The organism is Pseudovibrio sp. FO-BEG1, assembly GCF_000236645.1.
GTDB lineage: Bacteria > Pseudomonadota > Alphaproteobacteria > Rhizobiales > Stappiaceae > Pseudovibrio.
The window spans coordinates 1,129,855-1,156,030 of the sequence record NC_016642.1 but is presented as its reverse complement, the minus strand read 5'-3'; the positions used below and the strand labels follow the sequence as shown (position 1 = coordinate 1,156,030).

Annotated in this window: 25 protein-coding genes and 1 tRNA gene; 12 read left to right on the top strand and 14 right to left on the bottom strand. The window is 51.7% G+C overall.

Going from position 1 to position 26,176, the window contains the following annotated elements:
* Nucleotides 1–15 precede the first annotated feature (15 nt).
* The gene (locus PSE_RS05390) at nucleotides 16–1,632 is read right to left on the bottom strand and encodes a glutamate synthase-related protein (RefSeq protein ID WP_014283921.1); all 1,617 of its coding nucleotides are present in this window, start codon (nucleotides 1,630–1,632) and stop codon (nucleotides 16–18) included.
* 525 nt (nucleotides 1,633–2,157) lie between these two features.
* Between PSE_RS05390 and mog the strand changes: the two genes are divergently transcribed.
* Entirely contained in the window at nucleotides 2,158–2,682 is a 525-nt protein-coding gene (gene mog / locus PSE_RS05385; protein WP_008552317.1) for a molybdopterin adenylyltransferase, read from the top strand.
* 5 nt (nucleotides 2,683–2,687) lie between these two features.
* Here mog and PSE_RS05380 read toward each other — a convergent pair whose 3' ends face one another.
* Nucleotides 2,688–3,272: a nitroreductase gene (locus PSE_RS05380; RefSeq protein ID WP_008552290.1), complete on the bottom strand. Its 585-nt coding sequence runs from the start codon at nucleotides 3,270–3,272 to the stop codon at nucleotides 2,688–2,690.
* A 211-nt stretch (nucleotides 3,273–3,483) separates the two neighbouring features.
* Here PSE_RS05380 and PSE_RS05375 point away from each other — a divergent pair, with 211 nt between their 5' ends.
* A complete protein-coding gene (locus PSE_RS05375) occupies nucleotides 3,484–4,704 on the top strand; it encodes a dipeptidase (protein ID WP_014283920.1) in 1,221 nt (406 codons plus the stop codon).
* A 72-nt stretch (nucleotides 4,705–4,776) separates the two neighbouring features.
* Here the strand turns inward: PSE_RS05375 and PSE_RS05370 are convergent.
* The 4 genes from PSE_RS05370 to PSE_RS05355 all read right to left on the bottom strand — a co-directional run bounded on the left by PSE_RS05370 (nucleotide 4,777) and on the right by PSE_RS05355 (nucleotide 8,985).
* Nucleotides 4,777–4,853, bottom strand: a tRNA-Arg gene (locus tag PSE_RS05370).
* Nucleotides 4,854–5,044: 191 nt separating this feature from the next.
* Nucleotides 5,045–6,571, bottom strand: coding sequence for a HAMP domain-containing sensor histidine kinase (locus PSE_RS05365; protein WP_008552367.1), 1,527 nt, complete (start codon nucleotides 6,569–6,571; stop codon nucleotides 5,045–5,047).
* A gap of 151 nt (nucleotides 6,572–6,722) precedes the next feature.
* Nucleotides 6,723–8,168 (bottom strand): NAD(P)/FAD-dependent oxidoreductase, encoded by a 1,446-nt coding sequence (locus tag PSE_RS05360; RefSeq protein ID WP_014283919.1) that lies wholly within the window; start codon nucleotides 8,166–8,168, stop codon nucleotides 6,723–6,725.
* Between the two features lie 40 nt (nucleotides 8,169–8,208).
* Complete coding sequence (locus PSE_RS05355; RefSeq protein WP_008552392.1) at nucleotides 8,209–8,985, bottom strand: TVP38/TMEM64 family protein; 777 nt, start codon at nucleotides 8,983–8,985, stop codon at nucleotides 8,209–8,211.
* Between the two features lie 443 nt (nucleotides 8,986–9,428).
* On the opposite strand from PSE_RS05355, the gene rpmH reads away from it, so the two are divergent.
* The 10 genes from rpmH to PSE_RS05310 all read left to right on the top strand — a co-directional run bounded on the left by rpmH (nucleotide 9,429) and on the right by PSE_RS05310 (nucleotide 18,466).
* Nucleotides 9,429–9,563 (top strand): 50S ribosomal protein L34, encoded by a 135-nt coding sequence (rpmH, locus tag PSE_RS26915; protein ID WP_014283918.1) that lies wholly within the window; start codon nucleotides 9,429–9,431, stop codon nucleotides 9,561–9,563.
* Nucleotides 9,564–9,625: 62 nt separating this feature from the next.
* Entirely contained in the window at nucleotides 9,626–10,030 is a 405-nt protein-coding gene (gene rnpA / locus PSE_RS05350; protein ID WP_208609119.1) for a ribonuclease P protein component, read from the top strand.
* Nucleotides 10,031–10,079: 49 nt separating this feature from the next.
* On the top strand, nucleotides 10,080–11,891 hold the full coding sequence (yidC, locus tag PSE_RS05345) for a membrane protein insertase YidC (RefSeq protein WP_014283917.1): 1,812 nt from the start codon (nucleotides 10,080–10,082) through the stop codon (nucleotides 11,889–11,891).
* A gap of 159 nt (nucleotides 11,892–12,050) precedes the next feature.
* The gene (gene yihA / locus PSE_RS05340; RefSeq protein ID WP_014283915.1) at nucleotides 12,051–12,701 is read left to right on the top strand and encodes a ribosome biogenesis GTP-binding protein YihA/YsxC; all 651 of its coding nucleotides are present in this window, start codon (nucleotides 12,051–12,053) and stop codon (nucleotides 12,699–12,701) included.
* A gap of 284 nt (nucleotides 12,702–12,985) precedes the next feature.
* Nucleotides 12,986–13,912 carry an EAL domain-containing protein gene (locus tag PSE_RS05335; RefSeq protein WP_014283914.1) on the top strand — a complete coding sequence of 309 codons (927 nt, stop codon included), beginning with the start codon at nucleotides 12,986–12,988 and terminating at the stop codon, nucleotides 13,910–13,912.
* Nucleotides 13,913–14,058: 146 nt separating this feature from the next.
* A complete protein-coding gene (gene argB / locus PSE_RS05330; RefSeq protein ID WP_037038074.1) occupies nucleotides 14,059–14,946 on the top strand; it encodes an acetylglutamate kinase in 888 nt (295 codons plus the stop codon).
* Between the two features lie 114 nt (nucleotides 14,947–15,060).
* Nucleotides 15,061–15,759, top strand: coding sequence for a pyrimidine 5'-nucleotidase (locus PSE_RS05325; RefSeq protein WP_014283911.1), 699 nt, complete (start codon nucleotides 15,061–15,063; stop codon nucleotides 15,757–15,759).
* Nucleotides 15,760–15,950: 191 nt separating this feature from the next.
* Nucleotides 15,951–16,844 carry a LysR substrate-binding domain-containing protein gene (locus PSE_RS05320; protein ID WP_008552397.1) on the top strand — a complete coding sequence of 298 codons (894 nt, stop codon included), beginning with the start codon at nucleotides 15,951–15,953 and terminating at the stop codon, nucleotides 16,842–16,844.
* A 110-nt stretch (nucleotides 16,845–16,954) separates the two neighbouring features.
* Entirely contained in the window at nucleotides 16,955–17,806 is an 852-nt protein-coding gene (gene dapD, locus PSE_RS05315) for a 2,3,4,5-tetrahydropyridine-2,6-dicarboxylate N-succinyltransferase (protein WP_008552399.1), read from the top strand.
* Nucleotides 17,807–18,007: 201 nt separating this feature from the next.
* On the top strand, nucleotides 18,008–18,466 hold the full coding sequence (locus tag PSE_RS05310) for a DUF4265 domain-containing protein (protein WP_008552477.1): 459 nt from the start codon (nucleotides 18,008–18,010) through the stop codon (nucleotides 18,464–18,466).
* Nucleotides 18,467–19,094: 628 nt separating this feature from the next.
* Here PSE_RS05310 and PSE_RS05305 read toward each other — a convergent pair.
* The 8 genes from PSE_RS05305 to PSE_RS05270 all read right to left on the bottom strand — a co-directional run bounded on the left by PSE_RS05305 (nucleotide 19,095) and on the right by PSE_RS05270 (nucleotide 26,155).
* Entirely contained in the window at nucleotides 19,095–19,712 is a 618-nt protein-coding gene (locus PSE_RS05305; RefSeq protein WP_014283910.1) for an HAD family phosphatase, read from the bottom strand.
* Between the two features lie 105 nt (nucleotides 19,713–19,817).
* Nucleotides 19,818–20,288, bottom strand: a complete 471-nt coding sequence (locus PSE_RS05300) for a dienelactone hydrolase family protein (RefSeq protein WP_014283909.1) — start codon at nucleotides 20,286–20,288, stop codon at nucleotides 19,818–19,820.
* 204 nt (nucleotides 20,289–20,492) lie between these two features.
* Nucleotides 20,493–21,674, bottom strand: coding sequence for an acetate/propionate family kinase (locus PSE_RS05295; protein WP_014283908.1), 1,182 nt, complete (start codon nucleotides 21,672–21,674; stop codon nucleotides 20,493–20,495).
* Nucleotides 21,675–21,698: 24 nt separating this feature from the next.
* Entirely contained in the window at nucleotides 21,699–23,120 is a 1,422-nt protein-coding gene (locus PSE_RS05290) for a bifunctional enoyl-CoA hydratase/phosphate acetyltransferase (RefSeq protein ID WP_008552449.1), read from the bottom strand.
* 274 nt (nucleotides 23,121–23,394) lie between these two features.
* Entirely contained in the window at nucleotides 23,395–24,021 is a 627-nt protein-coding gene (locus tag PSE_RS05285; protein ID WP_014283907.1) for a TadE/TadG family type IV pilus assembly protein, read from the bottom strand.
* Between the two features lie 21 nt (nucleotides 24,022–24,042).
* Entirely contained in the window at nucleotides 24,043–24,624 is a 582-nt protein-coding gene (locus PSE_RS05280) for a TadE/TadG family type IV pilus assembly protein (protein ID WP_014283906.1), read from the bottom strand.
* A 12-nt stretch (nucleotides 24,625–24,636) separates the two neighbouring features.
* The gene (locus PSE_RS05275) at nucleotides 24,637–25,146 is read right to left on the bottom strand and encodes a pilus assembly protein N-terminal domain-containing protein (protein WP_208998093.1); all 510 of its coding nucleotides are present in this window, start codon (nucleotides 25,144–25,146) and stop codon (nucleotides 24,637–24,639) included.
* Between the two features lie 139 nt (nucleotides 25,147–25,285).
* Entirely contained in the window at nucleotides 25,286–26,155 is an 870-nt protein-coding gene (locus tag PSE_RS05270) for a C40 family peptidase (protein ID WP_014283904.1), read from the bottom strand.
* Nucleotides 26,156–26,176 lie beyond the last annotated feature (21 nt).

The following is a 26,176-nucleotide window of genomic DNA, read 5'->3' as shown; positions in this document are numbered from 1 at the left end:
CGATTAACATCTCTCTCACTCATTCGGACCATGCCCTGCCCAACTGATGCCAGCGAGTTCTGACATTTCTTTCTTCCAGCTGGTGATGTCGTTGACTGAGAAATCCGAGATGTGTGCGTGTCCGCATGCACGGGCAAGGACTTTCATCAGCTCCACTGAGGCTGAGAAGAACTTCTCCAGGCGCTTAGCGGATTTTTCGACTTCTAGACGGGCGACGAGATGGTCTTTCTGGGTCGCGATGCCAACCGGGCAGTTGTTGGTATGGCATGCGCGCATGGCAATACAGCCAATGGCTTGCATTGGGGCATTTGCCAAAGCCACTGCGTCTGCTCCCAAAGCCATTGCTTTTACAAAATCTTCGGGCTTACGCAGGCCGCCTGTGATGACGAGTGTTACATCCCGCTGACCACTTCGGTCCAAATGTCGACGTGCTCTCGCGAGAGCCGGGATAGTTGGAACCGAGATGTTATCACGGAACACCAATGGAGACGCGCCCGTACCGCCACCTCGGCCATCGAGGATGATGTAGTCCACGCCCACCTCTAGCGCGGCATCGATGTCTTTTTCGATATGCTGCGCAGAGAGCTTGAACCCGATTGGGATACCGCCCGTTCTGTCGCGAACCTCATCGGCAAAATTGCGGAAGTCCGAGGGCTTCATCCATTCAGGAAAGCGAGCTGGAGAGATCGCACCTTCTCCAGGGTTCAGTCCCCTCACCGCAGCGATTTTTTCGGTTACCTTTGCAGCTGGCAGGTGTCCGCCTGTTCCGGTTTTGGCAGCCTGTCCGCCTTTGAAGTGGAAAGCCTGTACTCTTTCGAGCTGCTCCCATGAGAAGCCGAAGCGCGCCGAAGCTAGCTCATAGAAATAACGAGAGTTTTCAGCCTGTTCTTCCGGCAACATTCCGCCTTCACCGGAGCATATGCCAGTGCCGACACTCTCAGCACCGCGCGCGAGGGCAATTTTTGCTGGTTCAGAAAGCGCACCAAAGCTCATATCCGAAACGAAGAGTGGAATTTGCAGGCGCAGCGGCTTTTGCGCTTTGGGGCCGATAACCACATCTGTGCCAACAGGTTCCTCATCCAGACGCGGAGGTCTGTGCAGCTGAGCTGTCAGGATCTGGATGTCTTCCCATTGAGGCAGCTCAGTGGTTGGCACTCCCATGGCTTCGATTGCACCATGGTGGCCCGTCTGTTTCAATCCGGCGCGTGCGTAGTTCTGGATCAGCTTGTTGTGAGGTTCTTCTTCGGTGCCATGAAAGTCGGCATACTCACCAAGATACGATTTACGGAAGTACGGCTGAGGGTTGTCTTTTGCCCAGGCTTTGACTTCGTCTTCATCGACGTAGACAGCACCATCTTCCACGAAATGGGTGAACTTTTGCAGGCACTCTTTGTTGTCGTAGGCACTGACACCGGAGTTCAATCGGTAATCCCAGTTATGAAGACCACAGATCAGATTTCGTCCTCTGACATACCCATCTGAGAGCAAAGCGCCACGGTGCAAACAGCGGCCATACAGGACGGAGATATCCTCATCAAACCTAACAATGACGAGGTCAACCTCACCAACAAGTGCATGAGTAGGCTTACGATCTTCCAGTTCATTTAATGCAGCAACTTGCACCTTACGCATTCAGCGGCATCCTTACGCTTTTACAGCCTTGCAGCTGTTTGAGTGCATTTCAAAAAGTCAGATCACCAAGCTATTCTACGTACTTATCCTTAACTGTTCTATTTAGCACAGTTGCAAAATACATGTCTGAAACATCCCGGTGCATTGATGTTGTAAGCTGAGAGTGTTCAAGAATAACTGCACCTGACTTTACCCAAAGTTAGTGCCTGACCTGCAAGAGACCATTACTGTTACGGGTAAAATGCATCTCAATCTGTTGCAGCTTCTCCCCCCGGATTACGTAGATTACATCCTAAAAACTTCAGTAATGACGGGATAGTAACGTTTAAACAAAGAAGCGTCAGTCTATCAAAATACACAGTGAGAAACACGGGAGCACTCGTAGAACCTTTCAGATAACAGCTGTGTTTTCTACGCGAGACAAAGAATAAGAGGACAAGGAAATCGGAGGCTAATAAATGTTTGAATGCAAGCATTTCCCCCCTTACTCTCTCAGGAAATCACCTGTGTTTATGAGAGATATCCATGAAGATTGCAGCTGTTACCATCTCTGATCGCGCCAGTGACGGCACCTATGAAGATAAAAGTGGCCCAGCTATTCTGGCTTACCTTGAGAATGCTGTTACCAGCCCATGGGAGCCGATCCATAAGATCATTCCAGATGGAATCGAAAGCGTCAGTACGACTTTGAAGCAGCTGGCTGACGAAGATGGTGTTGACCTGATCCTCACCACCGGCGGCACTGGCCCCTCTCCCCGCGACCTCACGCCTGAGGCCATGGAACTGGTTATGGAGAAAGAGCTGCGTGGCTTTGGTGAACTGATGCGTCAGTTGTCTCTGAAAGAGGTTCCAACTGCAATTCTTTCCCGCCAGACTGCTGGTATTCGCGGTAAGAGCCTGATCATCAACTTGCCAGGCAAGCCAGCCAGCATCAAAACCTGTCTTGATGCGGTTTTTCAGGCTGTTCCTTATTGTCTGGACCTGATTGGCGCAGGCCGCATTGAAACAGATCCAGACGTGATCGTAGCCTTCCGCCCGAAGGCGAAGTAAGAGCCTTACATCGGCATCCAGGTTGAATGGAGTTCCTGAGGTTCTTGTCTTCCCTTGGCTGGTCGTGTCTCATCGACCTTGCCGAGCGAGATAAAGCAGAGGAACTCTTCATTTTCCGAGAGGCCCAATCCTTTATGGAATGCAGGAGAACGCGCGCTGTCACCACTGGTGATCCGCGATGCATAACCCATAGCATGCGCGACCAGCACCATATTCTGCAAAGCTGTACCAGCTGAGAGCATTTGCTCATATTTGGGAATGCGGGTCTCATCGGAACCGTGAAAACACCCTACCAAAACGAGAAGCACTGGTCCTTTATGCGCTTTTTCCCTTGCGCGGGTTAGCGCTTCTTCGGTTGGTGTTGCCTGCGTTTCTTCGACGGCTTTTACAAAAAGCTCACCCAGATCATTGCGAGCGTCTGTCGGGATTTCCAAAATTCGGAAGGGATGCAGATGGCCGTGGTCCGGCGCTGCTGCGGCGGCTTCAACTATCAGCTTCATCTCTTCTCTGCTCGGCCCTGGAGCTTTCATCTGCTTCAGTGAGGCCGATGTGCGTGAGCGGATAATCTCGACTAGTTGTTGAGCGTTCATGATGACGCCTCTCGCCTTTAACTATTTATAGAACCGATGAAATTTGCATTCATACTACGCAGATGAACTGTCAGCCTACAAGAAGATAAGCATACCGCCTGCACTTTCAGCACCGCAGATCTGAGTTAGCCTGGCTGGACAAATACGCAATTCACCTTAAGGTAAACCGATATTTCCCAGTCAGTGACTGCAAACATATTGGGTGCGTATTATGGGTGTCTCTTATTTAAAGGTTGGTTTAGGAGCTATTGTTGTTATTGCCGCTGCAGGTTACGGCATCATTCGATCTGGCTATGTTGCTGAGTACGTCGACAACTCACGAAACATCGTCACTGCTCACCAGCCTTTTTCCATAGGTGAAGACGCCCAGGCTTTGCATTCCAAACTTCGGGTTGCTGATCTGCATAATGATGTTCTTTTGTGGGGCAGAGACATCACAAAAGCCTCTGAAACCGGGCATTCTGATCTTCCTCGCTTCGATAGAGGTAATGTTGGTGTGCAGGTGTTCACGAGCGTAACCAAGTCTCCTCGGGGACAAAACTATAAGAACAACAGCTCCGACGCCTTTGACAACATTACGCTCTTGGGCCTTGTACAAGGTTGGCCAACAGATGCTTTGAATGAACTCTCCCGACGGGCCCTCCTCCAAGCCGCACGCCTTTACGCACTAGAGAAAAGCCATCCAGATAAAGTCAAAGTCATTCACAACAGAAAAGAACTGGAAACGGTTCTAGAAGCTCGTGAAAATGGCTCCAAAGTGATGGCGGGCATTTTAGGCACTGAGGGTGGTCACGCGCTGGATGGCGACCTCAACAATGTAAACCGGCTCTATGATGGTGGACTGCGCCTCATGGGCTTGCATCACTTCTTCGATAACAAGCTAGGAGGCTCGCTGCATGGTCTCTCAAAGGGAGGACTGACGGACTTCGGTCAAGACGTGGTGCGCCTTATGGAAGAGAAAGAGATGATCATTGATCTCGCCCATTCCTCTCCGGCAGTCATTGCGGATGTGCTGGCGATGAGTACACGGCCTGTCATTGTCTCACATACCGGCGTGAAAGGCGCTTGTAACACTCCAAGGAACCTTACTGATGATCAGGTGAGAGCTGTCGCGGCCAAGAATGGATTAATCGGCATCGGTTTTTGGGCAGCCGCCGCCTGCGACATCAGCCCCAAAGGTGTTGCTAAGTCTATCGCATACGCTGTCTCTATCGCTGGTATCGATCACGTAGCCCTGGGTTCTGACTTCGATGGCTCTGTTACGACGGCTTTTGATGCTTCAGAAATTGCAGTGGTAACGCAGGAACTTTTGAACCTCGGCTTCTCTGAGGACCAGATTGCAGCTGTGATGGGTGAGAATGCCATCAGATTCTTTTTGGAAAATCTTCCACAAGGAGAACGCGGTGAAGAAACGCTTGCCTCAAGCGATTGAAGGCAAAAGCATTTTAATACGTACAGTTCACCTGTTGGATGAAGCGGTCTAATTTTTCGGTAGAGAGAAAAATGGCGCACCGGGGAGGATTCGAACCCCCGACCCCCAGATTCGTAGTCTGGTGCTCTATCCAGCTGAGCTACCGGTGCAGGCCGTGTTCCCTGCGGAACGGGGGTCTATGTAGCCGCCTTCCCCGACCTTGGCAAGCGCTTTAGAGAAGTTTTTTGAAGGGAATTTGCGTTTTGGGGATAACAATTTCTGACTATCAGAACAAAGACGTAGGGCATTGCACCCTAAACGTGAGAAAAGCTGCACTTGCAGGGTGCAGCTTTTCCAGAATTTAGCCCTTGCTGCTGTCAGCCGGGAATAGTCTCGTAACTTTTTCAGCAGCTTGCACACCATGTTTGTATGGAAGCTGTATTTTAAAGCAGGCCCCAGTGGTCACATCTTTTTCCAATGTGATCTTTCCGCCATGGGCCACAACGATCTCTGCTGCGATCGCCAGACCCAATCCAGTGCCGCCAACCTTGCCTGAAGTCTGGAAGGCTTTGAAGAGGCCCTCTTGTGCCTTGGCAGGTATGCCCGGCCCTGTGTCTGACACATAGATAGAGAGCATGTCCTCTTCTACTTCAGAGTGGATCTCGATCCGACACACGACCTCAGATGCACCTTTAGATGCTTCCATTGCCTGCACTGAATTTCGACAGAGATTGAGAAGGACACGGAAGATCTGTTCCGGGTCAGCTTCCAGCTCCTGCGTCTCCGGCACATTCACATGCATCTCAATACCCTTGGAGTAACTGGAGAGGCCAAGAACCTCCTCCACATCGCGCAGGACAGATGCAAGACGGATAACACGTAGTTCTGGCGCAGCCTCCTGAACCTTGCCGTAGGAAAGCACTGCGCTAGTGTAGCTGGCGGCCCGATCAAGGGTAGCCAGAATTTTCGGAGCCACACGCTGCACAGTTGGATCAGGCAGCATTTCCAGGCGCTCCAGGAACAGCTGTGCAGATGCCAGCAAGTTGCGCATGTCGTGGTTGATCTTGGAGACTGCCAAACCCAATGCAGCCATACGGCGCTGCTGGTTCAGAGTTTGGTTCAGAGACTTCTGCATGGACTGCAGCTGGATCTCAGCTTCACCCAGCTCGTCAGAGCGTCCGCTTGGCTTGATGATCTCACGTGCATTTTCCGGAGATTCAGCAAAGCGCATCATGGAACCGGTCAAGCGCTGCAAAGGACGCAGCAGTAAGGAGCGGATGGATAGATAAACAAGTGCTGCCGTCAAACAGGAGATGATGAGAGACAGTTGCAGAATGTTCAGAGCGTATTTCTGCAAGTCGTCACGCAGCAAGGATGCCGGGAAGACCATATCCACGCGTCCACCGGAGCGCATATCAATGTCGCCAATCACACGGATCTGGCCTGTGCGGGTTCCGGTCAGGAACTGAAGGCTACATCCAATAGCGTCCCAAGGGGAATCCCGTGTCATATCGATCGTCTTGGTGATGTTCATTTGAGAACTGTCCATCGCGATCAAATTGCGGCGTTCGCCAACTGCCAGAGAAATGGCCTGCGCGCCGGTTGCTTCAAGCAGCTCATGCTGAACCTGAGGAGACAGGGTCTCACTTTCAGACAGCAAGGTTGCCGCTACACCACCAACCGCCAGACGGTCACGAAGCCAGGTGTTTCGATAATTTGCAATTGAAGGGACAAAAATAAGAACTTCACTGAGCATGACGAACAGGATCGTCAGCACCAGAAGTTTGCCAGAGAGGCCCATGCCACCGCGGAATAATTTGCGGCGTTTGCCTTTCGGAGATTCATCCGAGTTCAGCTTTTTCGGCGTGACCTCTGTTTCAGAGGTCACTCTCCCATTATTTTGAGCCATCCACCTACCTGATGAGTTGGTACACAATGATCGTGCAGCGCAGATTGTTGTTACGCGCTATGCCTTACTCATTTTTAGCAGATGACGTGTGCCAAGCAACACACTTCTCTCACAGCCGATCACAAGTGCGTCATCCGAACTTTCTCAGAAGCGCCAGAATTCTGCGAACCCAAGGATTTTTAGGGGCATCCGCATAATACGTAAGTGCAGCCCTGCGAATTGCCTCATTTAGTGTTGGGTACGGGAAGACAACACCGAGGAGCGCGCCGACTTTCAGCTTCTGCGAGATCATGAGAGCCAGCAGGCCGATCTGCTCACCAGCACCGGGACCAACAATGGATGCACCAACAAGCTGGCCTTTGCCGTTTGTCAATAGCTTGACCTGACCTTCGCCTTTACCTTCTGCCAGAGCTCTATCGTTTCCTGAGAACTCAGCTGCAAGGACTTTCAGCTTGTCACCAAACTGCTCACGCGCTTGCTGCTCAGAGAGACCAACCTGACCGATTTCCGGTTCAGTGTAGGTCACAGCAGGCATGGTGATGCTGTTGTGGTTGATTGGCATACGGAACAGGATGGAGCGGATGACCAGCGATGCATGCGCACCTGCAGCGTGGGTGAACTGTGCACCACCTGCAACATCACCAATCGCATAGACTTTGCGGTTGGTTGTGCGCAGGCCATCATCTGTCTTGATGCCTTTGCGGGTGTACTCAATGCCAGCAGCTTCCAGACCTAAGGAAGAGACATTTGGTGCACGACCAGCCGCTATCAGAAGATGTGTGCCTTCAACAGTGCCTTCAGCCTCATCATCCACCTTGATGGAGACTTTGACACCACTATCAGTGCGTTCAACAGCATTGACCTTGGTGTTGGCAAGGATCTCAACGCCCTCAGCTTCCATCTTGCGAATGACTTGAGCAGCGTGATCCGAATCTGTCACCGCCAACGGGCGCAGTGCTTCGATGACGGTTACGCGACTTCCGAGGCGGCGATGCGCCTGAGCCATTTCCATGCCGATTGGACCTGCACCAATAATAATGAGGTGCTCAGGGCGTTCTGTCAGTTCAAAAAGGTTTTCGTTGGTCAGGTATGGCGTGTTTTCGATGCCCGGGATAGGAGGAACGGCAGCACTGGACCCAGTGGCAACCACATAGCGACGCGCTTTTATGAGTTTTTCGCCGACTTTTACTGTATCGGAAGAGACAAACTCACCTGCTCCCTGAATGACATTCACACCTAGCCCTTCAAAGCGCTCTACAGAGTCATGAGGGGCAATAGTCGCGATGACATCATGGACGTGGTCATTCACTTTAGAGAAATCAATCTCAGGCACCTGTGCGCCTACGCCGAACTTTTCGGAGGAACGGAAAGTCGCCGCCGCTTTGCCTGCTGCGATGATTGCTTTGGATGGAACGCAGCCGTAGTTGAGGCAGTCACCACCCATTTTGCCTTTTTCGATCAGAACAACATCCACGCCGAAGGCTGCTGCAGCAGCGGCGACGGAGAGGCCGCCCGAGCCGGCGCCAATTACACAGATGTCCGGGGTCAAAGTTTTTGCATTATTGTTATTGGTCATCGAGAAAGTCCGTAATTTCGAAATTGATCTTGTCTGAGAATTATTTGCCGCGGAAGCGCTGAATGATTGGTGGGATGAGCGCAACCAAGCCAAGCGCTGCAAATGCCCAGATCAATTCAGGTGTGATTAGTGCAGAGATCTCCACTTCACATGTCCCTGCTGCAGAACAACCCGGGTTCGCCTGTTCCTGCGCGAGGATCACACTGTCCAGACCAGCTCCAACGAAGGCATATGCGAAGGTGCCTGGGATAATGCCCACGAATGTCGCGATGAGATATGTGGTCAGCGGCACGTGGAACAGCGCTGGTGCGATGTTGACCAGCCAGAATGGGAAGACTGGTGTCAGACGCAGGAAGAGAAGGTAGCTAAACGCATTCTTGCGGAAACCTTCGGACATTTTATCAAGGAACGGCCCTGCTCTTTCTTTTAGTGTCGCACCAACAGAGGTTTTTGCTGCGATGAAGAGTAGTGCGGCACCAATGGTTGCCGCTACAACAGTGAGCAATCCACCAAAGAACCAACCAAATAGGAAACCACCAGCAATCGTCAGCAGAGATGCGCCCGGGAAGGACAGCGCAACTGCAAGCGTGTAGACCACGAAGTAAATGAGTGGGGTCAGGACCGGGTACTCAGCGAGATAATTTGCCAGCAACTGCTGATTTTTGATCAGGTTGCTGATCGTAATCTGCTGATGCCAACCCTGAGAGATGCCATAGGCGGACACGGCAAGGATAACAAATAGCAGTCCCCAGCGTTTGATGAAGCCGAGGGCTCCGTCAGCTGATGACTTGTTATCGTTGTGTTCCGTGATTCCCATGTGCTTTTCCTTAGGTGGTTTCAGGGTTCAGACCGATAAGAACCGAAACCTCTGTGTTCTTAGCCAATCTAAACCGAATAAGTTACTATGTTTTTTGCAGGCCAACTGCCTAACGAATTGATGCGTTAGAATTTTCATACAATCAGAAAGACCTCCGGTGTTATCACAGGTTCGTGCATTGCCCGTAGTTTCACTGAGTTTTGAATGGGGGGTAACACCTGTACACGCTCGCGTGAGGGAATAAAGAGTCAGGATATCGCAGATTCCAGCACAGCAATTATTGACTTGAAGGGCTCACGCTAATATAAGCGCCGACGAATAGGAGTGCGTGTCCCATGCGCAAGGTCCTGTAACTTGAATAAAGTCGCGGTGACTTCGGGGACAAGACGCACAATCCAAATTAACGTTTAAGTTGGAGCCAATGGCTCTGCTAGGGTAATAAAATGAAGCGTACTTTCCAACCGAGCAACCTTGTTCGCAAGCGTCGCCACGGCTTCCGGGCACGTATGGCAACCAAAAATGGCCGCCAGGTTCTGGCACGTCGTCGTGCTAAGGGTCGTAAGCGTCTTAGCGCTTAATCGCGACGTTGCGCGGCGGCATTCACTTCATAAACATTGAACACAAGTTCCGCCGCAAAAACATGAAAACACTCAAAAAGCGCTCCGAGTTTCTTACCGTTGCAAAAGGCGGAAGGACAGCTCGGCGTGCTTTTGTGCTTCAAGCGGCTAAAACCCGCAGTGATGGCGCCCCTCGGATGGGTTACACGGTCACCAAGAAAACCGGGAACTCAGTTGAGCGCAGTCGTATAAAGCGCCGACTACGAGCCGCTGTCGCATCTCTCGATTTGGATATTGCCCAGACTGGCGCCGACTATGTACTGGTTGGCCGGAGAGCAGCGCTTTCCCAGCCCTTCGAAGATCTTCTGAAAGATCTCAAAGGCAGTGTGAAGAATGCGTTCAAGCCTCGTAAATCTCGCCCTATCCGATCAAAACCGAATTCGCTGGCAAATTCTAAACCTCCACATGATAAAGTGCAGGCGGACTGACCAGTGATGAATGTTTATTCCACCCTTTTGAAAATGAGTGATCCAGTCGATGAACGATAATCGCAATATGATCGTAGCGATCGTCCTGTCGCTGGTTGTGCTATTGGGCTGGCAATATTTTATTGCCGGACCACAGTTAGAAGCTCAGCAGGAAGCGCAACAGGCGCAGCTGGCAAACGATGCACAACAAGCCGGTTCCAGCTCCCCCGTTGCACTGCCTGAAGGTGCATCCGGCCAGGTGACTGCCCCAGGAACCGAAAGCGGAACCGCTGCGCAATCATTCGTCAGTCGCGAACAGGCACTGGCTGCATCTCCTCGTCTGACCATTGATACCCCTAGCCTCTCCGGTTCCGTAAACCTGAAAGGCGCGAAGCTGGATGACCTTCGCCTGAAGGGCTACCGTCAGACCATCGCCAAGGACAGCGAAACCGTTGTTCTGTTCTCACCAAAAGGCAGCCCTGCTCCTTACTATGCAGAACATGGCTGGGTTGCAGACCCGGGTGTACAGATCAAGCTTCCAAACGCTGAAACCGTCTGGACTGCAGAGACTTCCGGCAACCTGACCCCATCTTCCCCAATCGTCCTGAGCTGGGACAATGGCGAAGGTCTGGTGTTCAAGCGTACCTTCTCTGTCGACGAGAACTACATGTTCACTGTCGATCAGGAAGTACAGAACAACTCCGGTCAGAACGTTCAGCTGTACCCATATGGCCTGATCGCACGTAACGGTGAGCCTGAAACCGCTGGCTTCTTCGTTCTGCACGAAGGCCTTATTGGCGTGATTGGCGACGAAGGCCTGCAGGAAATCAACTACTCTGATCTGATTGATGACGGCAGCATTCGCCCAGGTCGCGCCAACATGGGCTGGCTCGGGTTTACCGATAAGTACTGGGCGGCGACTCTGATCCCAACTCCGGGCACAGAATTCCAGCCGAACTTCTCTTACAACGCACGTACTCAGAACTTCCAGAGTGACTATCTCGGCAGCGCAACACAGGTTGTTGACGGCGCGAAGATCACCAACTCTTCCCTGCTCTATGCAGGTGCGAAGATTACCAGTCTGATTGATGGCTATCAGAATTCCTACGATATCCTGAACTTCGACCTGATGATCGACTGGGGTTGGTTCTACTTCCTGACCAAGCCGATGTTCTGGACCATTGACTGGCTCTACTCTCTGGTTGGCAACTTCGGTATCGCGATCCTGCTCGTGACCGTGATTGTGAAAGCAATCTTCTTCCCGCTGGCTAACAAATCCTACGTCTCCATGAGCCGTATGAAGCTTGTTCAGCCGAAGATGACTGAAATCCGCGAGAAGTATAAGGACGACAAGCAGAAGCAGCAGCAGGCCATGATGGAGCTGTATAAGACTGAGAAGATCAATCCGTTGGCAGGTTGTTTGCCAATGCTGATCCAGATCCCGGTCTTCTTCTCGCTCTATAAGGTTCTGTTCGTCACCATCGAGATGCGCCATGCACCATTCTTTGGATGGATTCAGGATCTTTCTGCTCCAGACCCAACCACCATCTTCAACCTGTTTGGTCTGATCCCTTGGGATCCACCAACATTCCTGATGATTGGTGTATGGCCTCTGATCATGGGTATCACCATGTTCCTGCAGATGAAGATGAACCCAGCACCAGCTGAACCTGCACAGCAGATGATCTTTAACTGGATGCCAGTGATCTTCACCTTCATGTTGGCGACCTTCCCAGCTGGTCTTGTGATCTACTGGGCTTGGAACAACACCCTCTCTGTTTTGCAGCAAGGTGTTATCATGCGTCGTCAGGGCGTAAAGCTTGAGTTGTTTGACAACCTGAAAGCGACTTTCAAGCGCAAGCCTAAGGAAGAGAGCAAGTAAGCTTTCTCAGATGACAGAGATTGAAAACGCGGTCTTAGGGCCGCGTTTTTTCGTTGAATGACCGTTGTTATTGGCAGAGTTCTGGTGTGCCGGACATAAAGGCAAAGCATTGCAAAACACCACTCGACCAAATCGAGATTGCAGGTTAAAAGGCAAGGCATGAGCTCAGAAAAAGAATATTCAGCAGAACAACTGGAGGCGGGACGCCTTCTGTTTGCACGTCCTTGGGAATTCATTACCAGTGTGAAAGAGATGCATCAGCTTCCAGTGCTTGATGGCATTGAGATCGCCTTTGCTGGTCGTTCCAACGTTGGTAAGTCCAGCCTGATCAACAAGCTCACTGGCAAGAAGGCGTTGGCTCGTACGTCCAACACGCCGGGCCGTACGCAGATGCTGAACTTCTTTGGTACTGAGCACTCCATGCTCAAGATTGTCGACATGCCTGGCTACGGTTACGCGGAAGCGCCGAAGGGTATGGTGGATGCATGGACCTCACTAATTTTTGATTACCTGCGTGGTCGAAGCACCTTGCGTCGTGTTTTTTCACTGATCGACTCACGTCACGGCATCAAGAAGAACGATCTTGATGCTATGGCGATTCTGGACAAGGCTGCGGTTCCTTATCAGGTCGTGCTTACCAAAGCCGATAAACTGAAACCGGGCCAGCTTCAGCGCATGAAAGAAGAAACGCTGAAAGTGCTCGCAAAACGTCCTGCTGCACATCCGGAAGTCATTGCCACCTCTTCAGAAAAAGGACTCGGCATGGATGATCTACGCGCAGAGATCGCTCAACTGGTCAGCTACGGCTAACGATTTCAAGGTGCAGGGCTCATAATTCTCTGTACCTTTTCTATCTTGGACGGCGGTCCTGCAAACATATCCGACTGCCCTTGTCCATCCTGCAATTTGTTGAAAATCCCTTGTTCTCACGTTTTGCTGCCTTTTCCCCAAGCGCCCTTAACCTCTTCTTGACCTTGGGTCAATTTACCCCCCGAATATAGACAGACCGTCGTCGAAGGGGAGGTCGTCGAATGTCTGGAAAAGACAAACAAGATCACAATCACAGTGCTGCTGCGAAGAAAAGGGGATGAGGTATGTGCGCAACTCCATCCCTCCGTCACCATTGGGCGCTCGTACCTGAGCATGCAATTACCAATGCACTGACTTATACGTGGCGTTTCATTCATACTCTGCCGACATTGTTGCTGGCAGGTCTGAACTTCAAGAAGTGGTACAAGGCCCGGCAGTTTGGCCCTAACCCGCTGGAGCGTTCTCTCATTTCCGCCTACCTGCGTGATGAGTTTGTGTTGCACTATCAACCAATCGTACGTGTGACCGATCGCAAGCTCGTTGGCGCTGAAGCTCTGATCAGATGGGAGCATCCAGAGAGTGGCCTTCTGCCCCCTTCCCGTTTCATCACCACATTGTGCCGGAGCTGCCTTGGTAAAGACGTGGGCTATTGGGTGATCCGTGAAGCGTGTAAGGCACGCAGCGGGTGGAGCAATCTGGTTGATCCGAACTTCAAGATCTCCGTAAATATCTGCGGGCGGATGTTTGTTGACCAATACATCGTCTCCCGCATTCAAAAGATTTTACAGGACACTGGCACACCCGGGCATTTCTTAGAGCTTGAAGTGACGGAACGGATTGATCTGGACCGTGCACCGCATGCCATTGAGAACATGCGTCAGCTGCAGGAACTGGGTATCTCTGTGGCGTTTGATGACTTTGGCACTGGCTTTGCCTCCATGAAGCATCTGCTGGATTGCCCGGTTGACCGGATCAAGATCGACCGCAGTTTTATGTCTGGCGTGCCAAACTCTGCCGTTCATAGCACCGCCTGCGCTCACCTCATCGAGCTTGCTCATCTGCTCGACATGGAAGTGACCGCAGAGGGCGTTGAAACCGAAGAGCAAATGAAGCTCTTGGAGAGCAGCGGCTGCACCAATGCGCAGGGCTACTTATTCTCTGCACCTGCCGGAGAAGATGGTTTTGCGGATTATCTGCGTGAGAGGCATTAGACAATTTCCTCTTTTACTTGAGTAAATCCACGCAGGCGGGGATGACTGAACATTTGTGACGTGATCATAATGCGGTTATATACTTCACACGCAGTCCGTGTGATTTGCGTATCAATCCATTGTCCTCTCCAGGTGTACAAATCGCTATGAGTTTCTCGGAATCCAGTAATCGTGCGCACGTCATTGCCCAAGCTCTTCCTTATATGCAGCGCTATGATGACCGACGTGTTGTTGTAAAGTACGGCGGCAATGCCATGGGAGATGACTCCCTTTCCCGCGCTTTTGCCCGAGACATTACTCTGCTGCGCCAGTCTGGTGTGCATCCTGTTGTTGTTCACGGTGGAGGTCCTCAGATTGGTTCCATGCTGGATCGGCTGAACATCAAGAGCGAGTTCAAAGGCGGCCTGCGTGTTACTGACCAGGCAACCGTTGAAGTGGTTGAGATGGTTCTGGCAGGCTCCATCAACAAAGGCATTGTTGCGGACATCAACCGTGAAGGTGGCCGTGCTATTGGTCTTTGCGGCAAGGATGGTGACATGGTCACTGCCCGTAAGCTGCACCGCAAACATCGTGACCCAGATTCCAAGATTGAAGAAATTCTTGATCTTGGTTTCGTTGGCGAGCCTGAGGCGGTGAATGCCAAAGTGCTTGAGCTGATCCTTGAGCGTGATCTCATTCCTGTTGTTGCTCCTGTAGCTCCGGGGCGTGATGGTGCGACCTACAACATCAACGCTGACACCTTTGCCGGTGCGATTGCGGGTTCCTTGAACGCCAAACGCCTGTTGTTTCTTACCGATGTGCCGGGCGTTCTGGATAAAGACGGCAAGCTGATCAAGCAGCTGACCCGTGCTGGTGCCCGTGCTTTGATTGAAGACGGCACCATCTCCGGCGGTATGATCCCGAAAGTTGAGACCTGCCTTGAAGCCCTTGATCAGGGCGTGGAAGGCGTGGTGATTGTTGACGGCAAAGTCGCTCACGCGGTTCTTCTGGAACTCTTCACCGACCACGGTGCAGGTACTCTTATCGTACCTTAATGGCAGCTTCAGAGAGGCGAATAATGATCGCCTCTCTTGCTATCCTTATTCTTTCCTGTTTTGCTTGGTATCAAACAACACTTATCGGCATTGCTGATAGCTGAACGGATAAGCATGACCAATTCCCCATTTGCCAGCGTTGAAAGCTGGATTTTTGATCTGGACAATACTCTCTATCCTCATCACTCAAATCTGTTCGATCAGATCGATCAGAAGATGTCTGAGTTTGTTCAAAAGCTCACCGGTAAACCTGCTGAGCAGGCCAGAGAGCTGCAGATTTCCTATTACAAAGAGTACGGAACCACCCTTCGCGGGTTGATGCTGGAGCACAACATCGAGCCTGATGAGTTCCTTGAGTATGTTCACGACATCGACCACTCTGTTTTGCAGCCAAACCCAATACTTGCCGATGCAATCAACCAATTGCCGGGCAAGTGTTACATCCTGACCAACGGGACGCGGAAGCACGCAGAGTCTGTGGCGAACCGGTTGGGTATCACGCACCATTTCGAAGACATCTTCGGCATTATGGAAGCAGATCTGATCCCGAAGCCTGCGGAAGAGACTTACCAGCGTTTCTTGGTAAAGAATGGCATTCTTCCTAAGAAAGCAGCCATGTTTGAGGATCTCTCCCGCAATCTGGTGGTTCCAAACTCCCTCGGTATGCGCACTGTGCTTGTGGTTCCTGATGGAACACGCGAGGTTTTCCGCGAAGATTGGGAGCTTTCCAGTGGCTCAGAGCCGCATGTGGACTTTGTGACGGACCATCTGGATGGGTTCCTGCACAATATCCTAGGCGAACTCAAGAATTAGGCTAAATACCTCCAAACACGATAGTGCTTCCGATTTGCAACTTAAACTCCAGTAGGGGCAGTTTTGACCAAAAACTGCAAATTTTGCGCATAATAAGGCCCAAACAGAAAAAATATCACGACTGGCTAGACGAATGCCTTTTTTCCCTTTATTGAGATTAATTCAAGAACTCATAAGGAAGGGCATTCGTCATGGTTTCACTGCGCGCGCTACATGCATTTTCACTGCTGGCTAAACACGGCCGAGCAGCTCGTGCCGCAGAGGATCTTGGCGTTACACCATCGGCCCTGACGCACTTGCTCCGATCATTGGAGAACGAGCTTGGCGCCGCACTGGTTATTCGTGATGGCCGCGGCCTTGCGCTGACTGAAGAAGGCCAACGCCTATCTTCCAATCTCGGCAATTCCTTTGACCAGATTGAGCATGCAGTGGAGGCTTTCCGCCGCAGAAGCCGTACAGAACTGCGCATTTCTACCCTTTCTACAGTTGCGACGCGCTGGCTTATTCCGCGCCTGCCGGACTTTCAGGAGAAACATCCGGATATTGAGCTGCTGATCTCGACCAGTATGCGCGTCGTGGACCTTGATCGAGAGTCCTATGATTGCGCAATCCGGCTGGGGGATGGGGCCTGGCCCCATGTAGAGCGGCATCAGCTCTGGCAAGAAGATCTGGTTGTCGCGTTTGCTCCTCAGTTGAGTAACGGTGATCCAAACCCGGACATCAAGCTGCTGGACAAGCTGAAGCTGCTGCACACCTCCTCCAGACGTGAAGATTGGCCTCGCTGGCTCAATGGCACTGGTCTGCCGCATCCTGATCAGACATCCGGTGCGATGTTTGAGAGCCGCAACATGGCTATTCAGGCGGCTGTTGCTGGTATGGGCGCGATTGCAATCGACACCCGCTTTGTTGAACAGGAAGTGGCTGCAGGCCATCTAGTTGTTCCTGACTGGCCTCGCCTATCGCTGGAAAGCGGCTATTGGTTTGTACGAAATGCGAACCGTCCGCTGACCCGTCCGGTTGCTTCTTTCCATAAATGGCTCATGGAACAATCCCAGCAGCCATTCAAGGCACCTGAAACAACCTAAATCGATAGATGAGACAACCGGAAGTCTGAGAGTATTGACTTCTGGTTGGTGCTTGCGTACCCCTCGGTAGCTCTAATTCGTAACCCATTAATTGTGAGAGTCTGCCGCCAATGAGCCAGATTGATCTTGCGGCCCTAGAGGCCACCATCAACGCTGCATTTGATGACCGTGATAACATCAGCACCGACACCACTGGTGACGTGCGTGATGCAGTTAACACCGCGCTAAATCTTATGGATCACGGCAAGCTGCGCGTTGCGGATAAAACCTCTGGCGACTGGGTGGTCAATCAGTGGGCCAAGAAAGCAGTTCTGCTCTCTTTCCGCCTGAACCCAATGCAGATCATCAAAGGTGGTCCAGACGACGCTCCTTGGTGGGATAAAGTTCCTTCCAAGTTTGATGGCTGGGGTGCTATCGACTTTGAAGAAGCTGGTTTCCGTGCTGTTCCTGGTTCCATCGTTCGTCGCTCCGCATTCGTCGGCAAGTCCGCTGTTCTGATGCCTTCCTTCGTGAACCTTGGTGCGTTTGTTGATGAAGGCACAATGGTTGATACATGGGTGACTGTTGGTTCCTGTGCGCAGATCGGTAAAAACGTTCACCTTTCCGGCGGCGTTGGCATCGGTGGTGTTCTTGAGCCGCTTCAGGCTGGCCCGGTTATCATTGAAGACAACTGCTTCATCGGTGCTCGTTCTGAGGTTGTTGAAGGCGTTATCGTTCGTGAAGGTGCCGTACTCTCCATGGGCGTGTTCATCTCCGCGACGACCAAAATTGTAGACCGCACCACCGGTGAAATCTTCTACGGTGAAGTGCCTGCGTACTCTGTTGTTGTTCCGGGCTCCATGCCAGGCAAGCCGCTTCCAGACGGTACTCCAGGTCCAAACCTGGGCTGTGCTGTTATCGTGAAGCGCGTTGATGCACAGACCCGTGCGAAAACTTCAGTGAACGATCTGCTGCGCGACTAAGAATTCTGATCAGTTTTGATCAATCAAAGCCGGGGCAAACGCTCCGGCTTTTTTCATGGCTATTTCCTTCAAATTTCCTCTGTTCTGCAGCTGGGCTTAACCTAAATTGCAGCCCGGTTACGCTATGAACACATTCCCTCAAGATGTCGGTTGCTTCGCCCGAACGCATGAGTATATTGCGCTTAGATTTTGTGAGGCCCCATGAATAAGAACAGCAATCTGCACAAACTGGTTTTCCCGCTGGATCCGCATGACTGGCACGGCATTGAAAGTGAAACTGTGTGGGTACGCTCGCTCGGTGGCAATCGCTATAAGCTGGAGAACACTCCGTTCTTTGCTTGCGGCGTGGCCAATGGTGATGAGCTGCTGGCAAATCGCGAAAAAGGGCAGCTGGTCTTTGACAAGGTGGCCAAGGCTTCCGGTCACTCCACCTACCGCATCATGGTGGAAGAGACGACACAGCCAGACGAGTTCTCCAAGCAGTGGGCCAAGCTTGAGAAGCTGGGCTGCACCTGTGAGGACATTGATGCTGACCCACCACTCTTCAGCGTGGACATTCCTGCCAGCGTGGATATCCACGTTGCCTACGCTATTTTGGAGGAAGGTGAAGGCCTGGGCATCTGGGCGTTTGAAGAAGGCCACTGCGGCCATCAGATCTAAATCCTCACTCAGCGCTGTCTGAAAAGAAACACGAATATCACCGCATGGCTCTCCGTGCGGTGTTTGTGTTTGAGGACCCCGTTTCAACGGGTGGAGCAAGGCGAACAGGCTCTGCCTGCGCTACTTGTTAGAAATGTTTCTTCGGCATTGGCTGTTCGCCTCGCCCGGGCCTTTTATCATGAACACGCGGGCTCCCTCTCGAACAGACGCGACAGGCACGTTTGCACATCACAGATGCACTTCCATGCCTTTGACAGTTTCCTGTCACCACCGGACGCCCTTCGGAACGACCCCAAGCTCCCTACTACCACTGTGGTCTCAATAGGGTATGGCGCTTCACCGGACCTCCCGACACGATACGTTACCTCATGCCGGTAGCCCAACCCCGCCCACGCCACGGAATGGACGGTCCACTCCTGCCCGAATGCGTGGGCACGAGAGATAGGATAGGGCGGATTTTGGGAAGGGGGATAAGTTTTTTAGGTGAAGTTCAGTTGCGTTTTGACTTAGTCCACCGCTGTCATCCCGCATAGGATGCGGGATCTAGCGCAACGGTCGCTGATGTTTCAGCAAGATGCTCTGGATCCCGGGTCTCAGCTACGCTTCGCCCGGGATGACGTCATTGTTCTTATACCGGCAGGCCGAGCTGTTTCAGTTCTGAGCGGAGTTTGTCTGCCTCGGAGAAGTGGAGCGCTTTCATGCCGACGCCCTGAGCTGCCTCAACGTTTTTGAGTGTGTCATCGATGAAGACAAGTTTGGAGGCTTCGAGCTGGTTTCTTTCCAGCAGCACGTTGTAGATCGCCGCATCAGGCTTCAAAAGTTGCTCATCACCAGAGATTACGGTATCGATGAAGCTGTCAGCCAGGAACGGGAACAGACGCTTTGCGTCCTCGAACTTCTCGCTGGAGAAGTTTGTGATGGCATACAAGGAGACGCCTTTTTCCTTCAGCTCGCTCAGAAGCGCAACGTTAGCTTCGATCGCGCCATCGAGCATTTCTTCCCAACGCTCGTAGTAGGCTTTGATCCACTCTTCATACTGCGGGAACTTTGCCAGACGCTCATCAATGGCTTCGCTCCAAGGGCGACCTCTGTCCTGCTCCAGATTCCAGTCGTAAGGGCAAACTTCATTCAGAAAATGTTCGCGCTCTGAAGCATCCGGGATGAGGTCCTTGTATAGGTTCTCCGGATCCCAAGCGATCAGAACATTGCCGATATCAAACACGACAGCAGTAACTGGTGAGGACATGCGCCCCTCCTCTCGAAGCAATATATATCTTGGTCTTGTAGTATTGGTTCAGACGTGAGGATGCAATGCGTGGGACTACAAAATGGCAGCTGTAAGGCGCAAGCCTTATGCCTCAGCCAGAAGTGGCAGCGCTGGCTTCATATCACTTTTTGAGATGTAACTGGCAACCTGCTCGCCCATGCCGAACCCACAAATGGACACATCAACCGGCTCCACCTCTTCAACGTTTCCCAACAGTTGAAGACCTGAGTGAACGTTCGCCATCAGCTCTTGCTTGTGATCCGTCTTCAGGATCTCTTCAACAAGCGGCTGGGCTTCTTCTCTGGTCTTTGGGGCCTTGCCACCAAACAGATCCGGAAGAAACACTGCGTAGCCTTCTTCTGCGATTTTCGCGGCCTGAAGGATCGCCTCTTCAGTCAATCCACCCCAATCATGAAAGAGCACGAGGGCCTGAAGTTTCTTATCTGTCTTGGGAACGATAATGTACGCCAGGTTTCGTTGATGGTATTCCACCAGACGCAACTCAGCGGCTTGCAGAGATGCCGGAAGTGCCAATGTGGTTGCAGCAATGATCATAGGAATGCCAGAGTATTTGAAGTTATGTATAATTGAGATGCACGCCTCAATATATAACTTAATTTGATAATTCAACCACTGTAAACATGATTGGGCAACTATCCCGTCTGCTCTTGTACGTATAGGCAAGCAAAAAAGAAGCCGCCCTTTTCGTATAAGAAAAGGGCGGCCAAAACGCTGTGATCAACACCACTTTTGGGTCGATTATGCCTCGCAGATTGCGCGAGTCTGGCGTGCAATCATTGCTTCTTCATTGGTTGGGATCGCCATAACCTTAACCTTGGAAGAAGCTGTAGAAATTGTGATTGCTTCCTTCGCACGAGCCTTGTTTGCTTCCTCATCGATTTCTACGCCGAGGAACTCAAGACCCTTACAAACGCCTGCGCGTGTCTGGGATGAGTTTTCACCGATACCACCGGTGAAGACGATCGCATCCAGACCGCCCATCACTGCGACCAGTGCGCCAAGCTCACGCTTGATGCGGTTGTCGTAGTAGTCGAGCGCGCGTTTCGCGTCCGGGCTGTCGGAGTTTTCCAGATCGCGCATGTCCTGCGAGATGCCGGAGAGGCCCTTCATACCGGATTCCTTGTTCAGCAGGTTCGCAACTTCTTTTGCGGACATACCTTTGTTTTCAATCAGGTAGAAGATGACGCCCGGATCGATCAGACCAGAACGGGTGCCCATTGCCAGGCCATCAACCGGGGTGAAGCCCATGGTGGTGGTGACAGACTTGCCGTTTTCGATCGCACACATGGATGCACCGTTGCCGAGGTGAGCCACAACGACTTTGCCGTTGGCGACTTCTGGAGCAACGTTGTGCAGCTCTTCCGCGATGTAGTGGAAGGACTGGCCGTGCATGCCGTAACGACGAATGCCTTCATCGTAGTACTTGGTTGGGATCGCGTAGGCTTCGTTCTTGAACTCCTGGGTGCGGTGGAACGCGGTGTCGAAACACGCAACGTTCGGCTTGCCCGGGAATGCCGCTTTCGCACCAGCGATACCTGCAAGGTTATGCGGGTTATGCAGAGGTGCGAGTGGGTTGAACGTTTCCAGTTCTGCAGCAACTTCTTCAGTTACCAGCACAGGTGCAGAGTACTTGGAAGAACCATGAACTACGCGGTGGCCGATGGCGTCCACTTCAAGGTTTGGATCAAACTCTTTCAGCAGAGCAAGGATCACCTGCAGTGCGGTGTTGTGGTTCTGAGCTTCTTCTTCAGAAAGCGCACGATCCATGATCGTTACGCCTTCAGCAGATTTGCCCTTAATCCAGGCAGAGGCACCCAGACCATCGATCTGGCCGGAAAGCACACTTTCTTCGCCTTTGAACAGCTGGAATTTGATGGAGGAAGAACCAGCGTTCAGAACAAGAATTGTTTCGATTGTCATTATTATATTCTCAGCTATCCCGAATTACTCTGCAGCTTCTGCCAGATCCTGCTCACCGTTGAATGCTTCGCCAGTACGCAGGTAGTAATCGTACATGGAAGCCAGAGCACAGGATACGAGGCGCGCACGATCATTGTCTGCGCGGCTGGTGAGGATGATCGGAACGCGAGCACCGGTTACGAGACCAGCTGTTTCCGCATGCGCGAGGAAGGTCAGCTCTTTCACAACCATGTTGCCAGCTTCAAGGTTTGGCACGATCAGCACTTCTGCGCGGCCAGCAACAACGGACTCAATGCCTTTGGTGCGAGCAGCTTCAAGGTCAATCGCGTTATCCATTGCCAGTGGGCCGTCAACGATACCGCCTTTGATCTGACCACGATCAGCCATCTTGGACAGCACAGCTGCGTCGATGGTGGATGGGATCGCTGGGTTAACGGTTTCCAGAGCGGACAGGATACCAACTTTTGGAGGCTGAATGCCGATAGAGCGTGCAACGTCGATCGCGTTCTGAGTGATGTCCACTTTGGCCATCAGGTCCGGTGCAATGTTGATTGCCGCGTCAGATACGATCAGCGGTGTTTCGCGGCCTGGTACGTCCATTACGAATGCGTGGGACAGACGACGCTTAGTGCGCAGACCACCTTCACGCTTCACAACGTGGCGCAGCAGGTCGTCGGTGTGCAGGTGACCCTTCATGACGGAGCGAACGCGGCCTTCGTGAACCAGCGCAACAGCTTTTGCAGCTGCGGAGCCTTCGTCAGGTGTGTCGATCAGCTCGTAGCCGGAGATGTCCGCGCCAATCTTGTCAGCAGCTGCCTGAATACGCTTTTCAGGACCACAGAGGATTGGAATGATCAGGCCAGCCTGAGCTGCCATGACTGCACCACCGAGGGAGTTAGCATCGTCCGGGCAGACAACAGAAGTCGGGATCGCTGGCAGCTGGGATGCTGTTGCAACGAGACGATCAAAGTGCTGGTGGCGCTTCATCAGCAGGCCTGGCAGCTCTTCTGCATCGTAAGAGATGGACTTTGTTGGTGCTTCTACTTGAGCTTCACCTTCAGCAACCAGAGTGCCATCATCAACCTTCACGCTTGTTGCAAGGCGGATGATGTTGTTTGGAAGCTTTTCAAGAACGGTGACGGTAACGTCGAGAACCTGATCCACTTTCACCTTATTGTGGAAGGACAGGGTCTGATCACGGTACACGCAGCCTGGACCTGGGAGGTAGTTGCCGACGACAGCTGAGATCAGAGTAGCGCCCCACATGAACGGTGCGGATGGGCCATCTTTCTTCTCAATGCCTTCCCACTGTGCATTTGGCAGGTGCAGAGGATTGATGTTGCCAGACGCGTGCGCAAATACGTAAAGGTCATTTGCTGTACAGATGCGGGAGCGAGTGACGGAGTCGCCGACCTGGATTTGGTCATAGGTCCGATTAGTAGCCATTGATAGCCTCTTTTCATTTTCCACGTATCACTCCTGTCCGAGCTCAAGAGAAATTACGATAGGGCTCTTGAGGGGAGGACTCTGCCATACTATCGCAGCTCTGTGACTGTTCAGCGATACGTGCGTTAAATTCTTCGCCAAGCTTGGGGGGCTTATTCAACATTTGAGCTAACAAATCTATCGGTAAAGATCACAAAACAGCAGATTTTGGCGATCTGCGAAGTTATGACACATCAATCTTTAGATTACAGCGCTAAATCTTACGTAGTTACTCTTATAATGGAGGCCACGTTGCGCAATGATCATTATACTCGACACACGAGACTCTTCTTGGAAGAAGCACAAAGCTATCACTCAAAGGTAATGACAGGAACTTACCGCTATCATTGTCCTCTGAAACCATTTGATACAAACTACTTAAAGCCGAGCCTAAGATGAACTTATATTCAAACCGGGATGTTGAGACAACGTAGTAACGACCATTAATGAGCATCTTACTGGTGAATGAAACACCATCTGGCTCTGAGCCTTGTGGCCATGGTGGCGCGCTTTTTCCATTCTCCCAACTCCAGACCACTTGTGGGCGACCGTTTCTGATCAGGACCATTCCAATTTTGATATCAATGTCTACATCTTCAAAAGGTGTCATCTGATGTTCAATAGCTTTATTGATATCATCCATCCCATCCGTCACATCATCCGAACGAGCAATCAAATCAGCAATCGCGGCGCCAGCTTTACTTACTCGCCTGTCATAAGAAACTGCCGTTGTAAGTTCGACCATACCAAGAAAAATGAATACTAACATGGGCATGACGATCGCGAACTCAATTGCTGCAACGCCATTTTTGCTGAGACAAAACGATCTGAAAGCACTGTAAATATTTGGATGTGGGTTCATAAACTTCACCAATCCAGCTAGTTAGAAAGGTTCATTTCTAAAAATCTCTGTTGCTACGAGAATACGACTACCACCTTCGGCCTGACCAAAAAGGCTCACCATTGTGGAAGTAATCATTGGCCATGCGCAAACGACCTGCACAATAACAACATCGCTCGCCTCTCCGGGATCCCAGTTCTGCTCCATGACAACTGCACCATCCTCAACCAAAGGCTGGTATTCACGAATATCGCCAAAATCCTCAAATGCCTCTACGTCAACAAAAATTCTATCTTCGATGGCTTTTAAAAGGCCCGCCCCATTTTCCAGAATAACGTTTTTGAACTTTGTCTTGTTATACTCGCCATTCTGTTGAGCTAAATGAACTTGTCCTGTTCTAATTTGTCGCGCAGCTTCCGCAACAGCATTGTCCAGTACAACCTCGACTAGCATAGAGAGGCCTAGCTCTAGGATTGCCAATACGATCCCAAACAAAACCGGAGCAATCAATGCAAACTCAATTGCCGTCACTCCGCGGTAATCCGATAGAAAACGCTTAGAGTTTCTTTTTTCGGAACGTTTACGAGACCCAACTAGCTTGCCGTAGTGCTGCATGTTGTACATGAGAGCTTCCCGCTATTGAGTATTGCTCGCTACGGTTCCGTCTTCAGCCAGTTTATTGCGCAAACTGATTGAAGACGCGACATCATCTGTTTTCTTCTTATTATCACCCAAGCGCAGGACTTCGTGGCAGTCGGGGTTGCAGGAGTAGGTGAAGCGGCTGTTGTTGCGTTGGATGGCGACGTAGCCGGCCATTTCGGCGGTTACGGTGATAAGCTCTTCAACGACTGGCTCGGAGGCATCGTTGAGCACAACAAGGTTGGTGGTGCCGTATGATTTGCCGGTGATGACGATTGTCAGGCGGTCGTGGACTGTAACGTCAGCAATACTTGGGTTGCCGAGGATGATGGTTTCGGCTGGCTCTTCAAGACGAAAGACTTTCGCCTGATCTGCCACCACTTCCACATCTGCATAGGCTGGTGCGATTGAAGTTGCGGAGATGCCCGCAATCATCGCAGTCAAGATTGCACCAGAGGCAATCTTTGGCAAACGATCTGAGACCTGTTCTTGCAGCTTCCAAAACACGGCAAACCCCACCGAATAACTGTTAAATTTTACAAGTTATTTGTGCGATAATTTTAGTGAACGAAAACCTAATTTGCGTGTTTTGACGGGTCAGATATGCTGATAATGCGCTTTATGGTTAAGTGTGAGTAAACAGCCCTCAGGCCAACCGTTTTACTGAAGTCAGTGCACCAAACTCGTTCTCACCGATGCGTTTCAAAGCGGCCTGCAAGTTCTCATAGGCGACAGTCATGGTGAAGCCATTGGCATGCAACAGAGTTTCGGGATTGGCCATAACACCGACATGCCCTTTCCAGAACATGAGATCTCCACGTTGCAAGGCTGGTAGGCCGTTTGAGAGATCCAGATGCTCGCCGAGCATGGCTTCCTGCATGTCTGCATCTCGGGGAGCTTTTACACCGCCGGTTTGCAAGGAGAGCTGAATCAATCCAGAGCAGTCCAGCCCAAGCGAAGAGCGTCCGCCCCAAAGGTAAGGTGCTCCCAGCATTGCTTCCGCGGCTTCAACCCAATCGGTGGCGTTATGATCACGCTCGACCAAGTGCTTGTTCACCACGAAGGAACCATCTGCCAGCTTGGCGAACTCTAGCCCCCGTGTCGTTTCATGGCCAACAACGCGCAGGAGAGACCCCATCGAAATCTGTCCCAGAACAGGGCGTTTCATCTCTGCTTCCGGATATCTGTAGGTGCGCAGGGCAGCAACTCTGTGAGTTGCAGTTCCACTAGTGCCAAGTGCGCTGGTTGGCAGCCAGCCAACGTATCCATCAGTCGCAAGCTGGCCCCAGGACCAACCATCTGATGTACTCTCGAAAACCTGAAAGGTTTCGCCGAAGTTCACTTCAGTGTCGATCCCGCAAGAAAGCTCTGGTCTTGCGCGCAGCTCAACTTTATCTACTGTTACTGAGAACTCAGTCCCGTCAACAAAACGCTCAGCGTCCACCTGACCGCGATAGGCGGCGGAGGCGAGGTCTGGTCGTACCGGATGTAAACGGCGGTCGAGTTGAGCAGTCATGAAGAGCCCCTTCCAAACAGT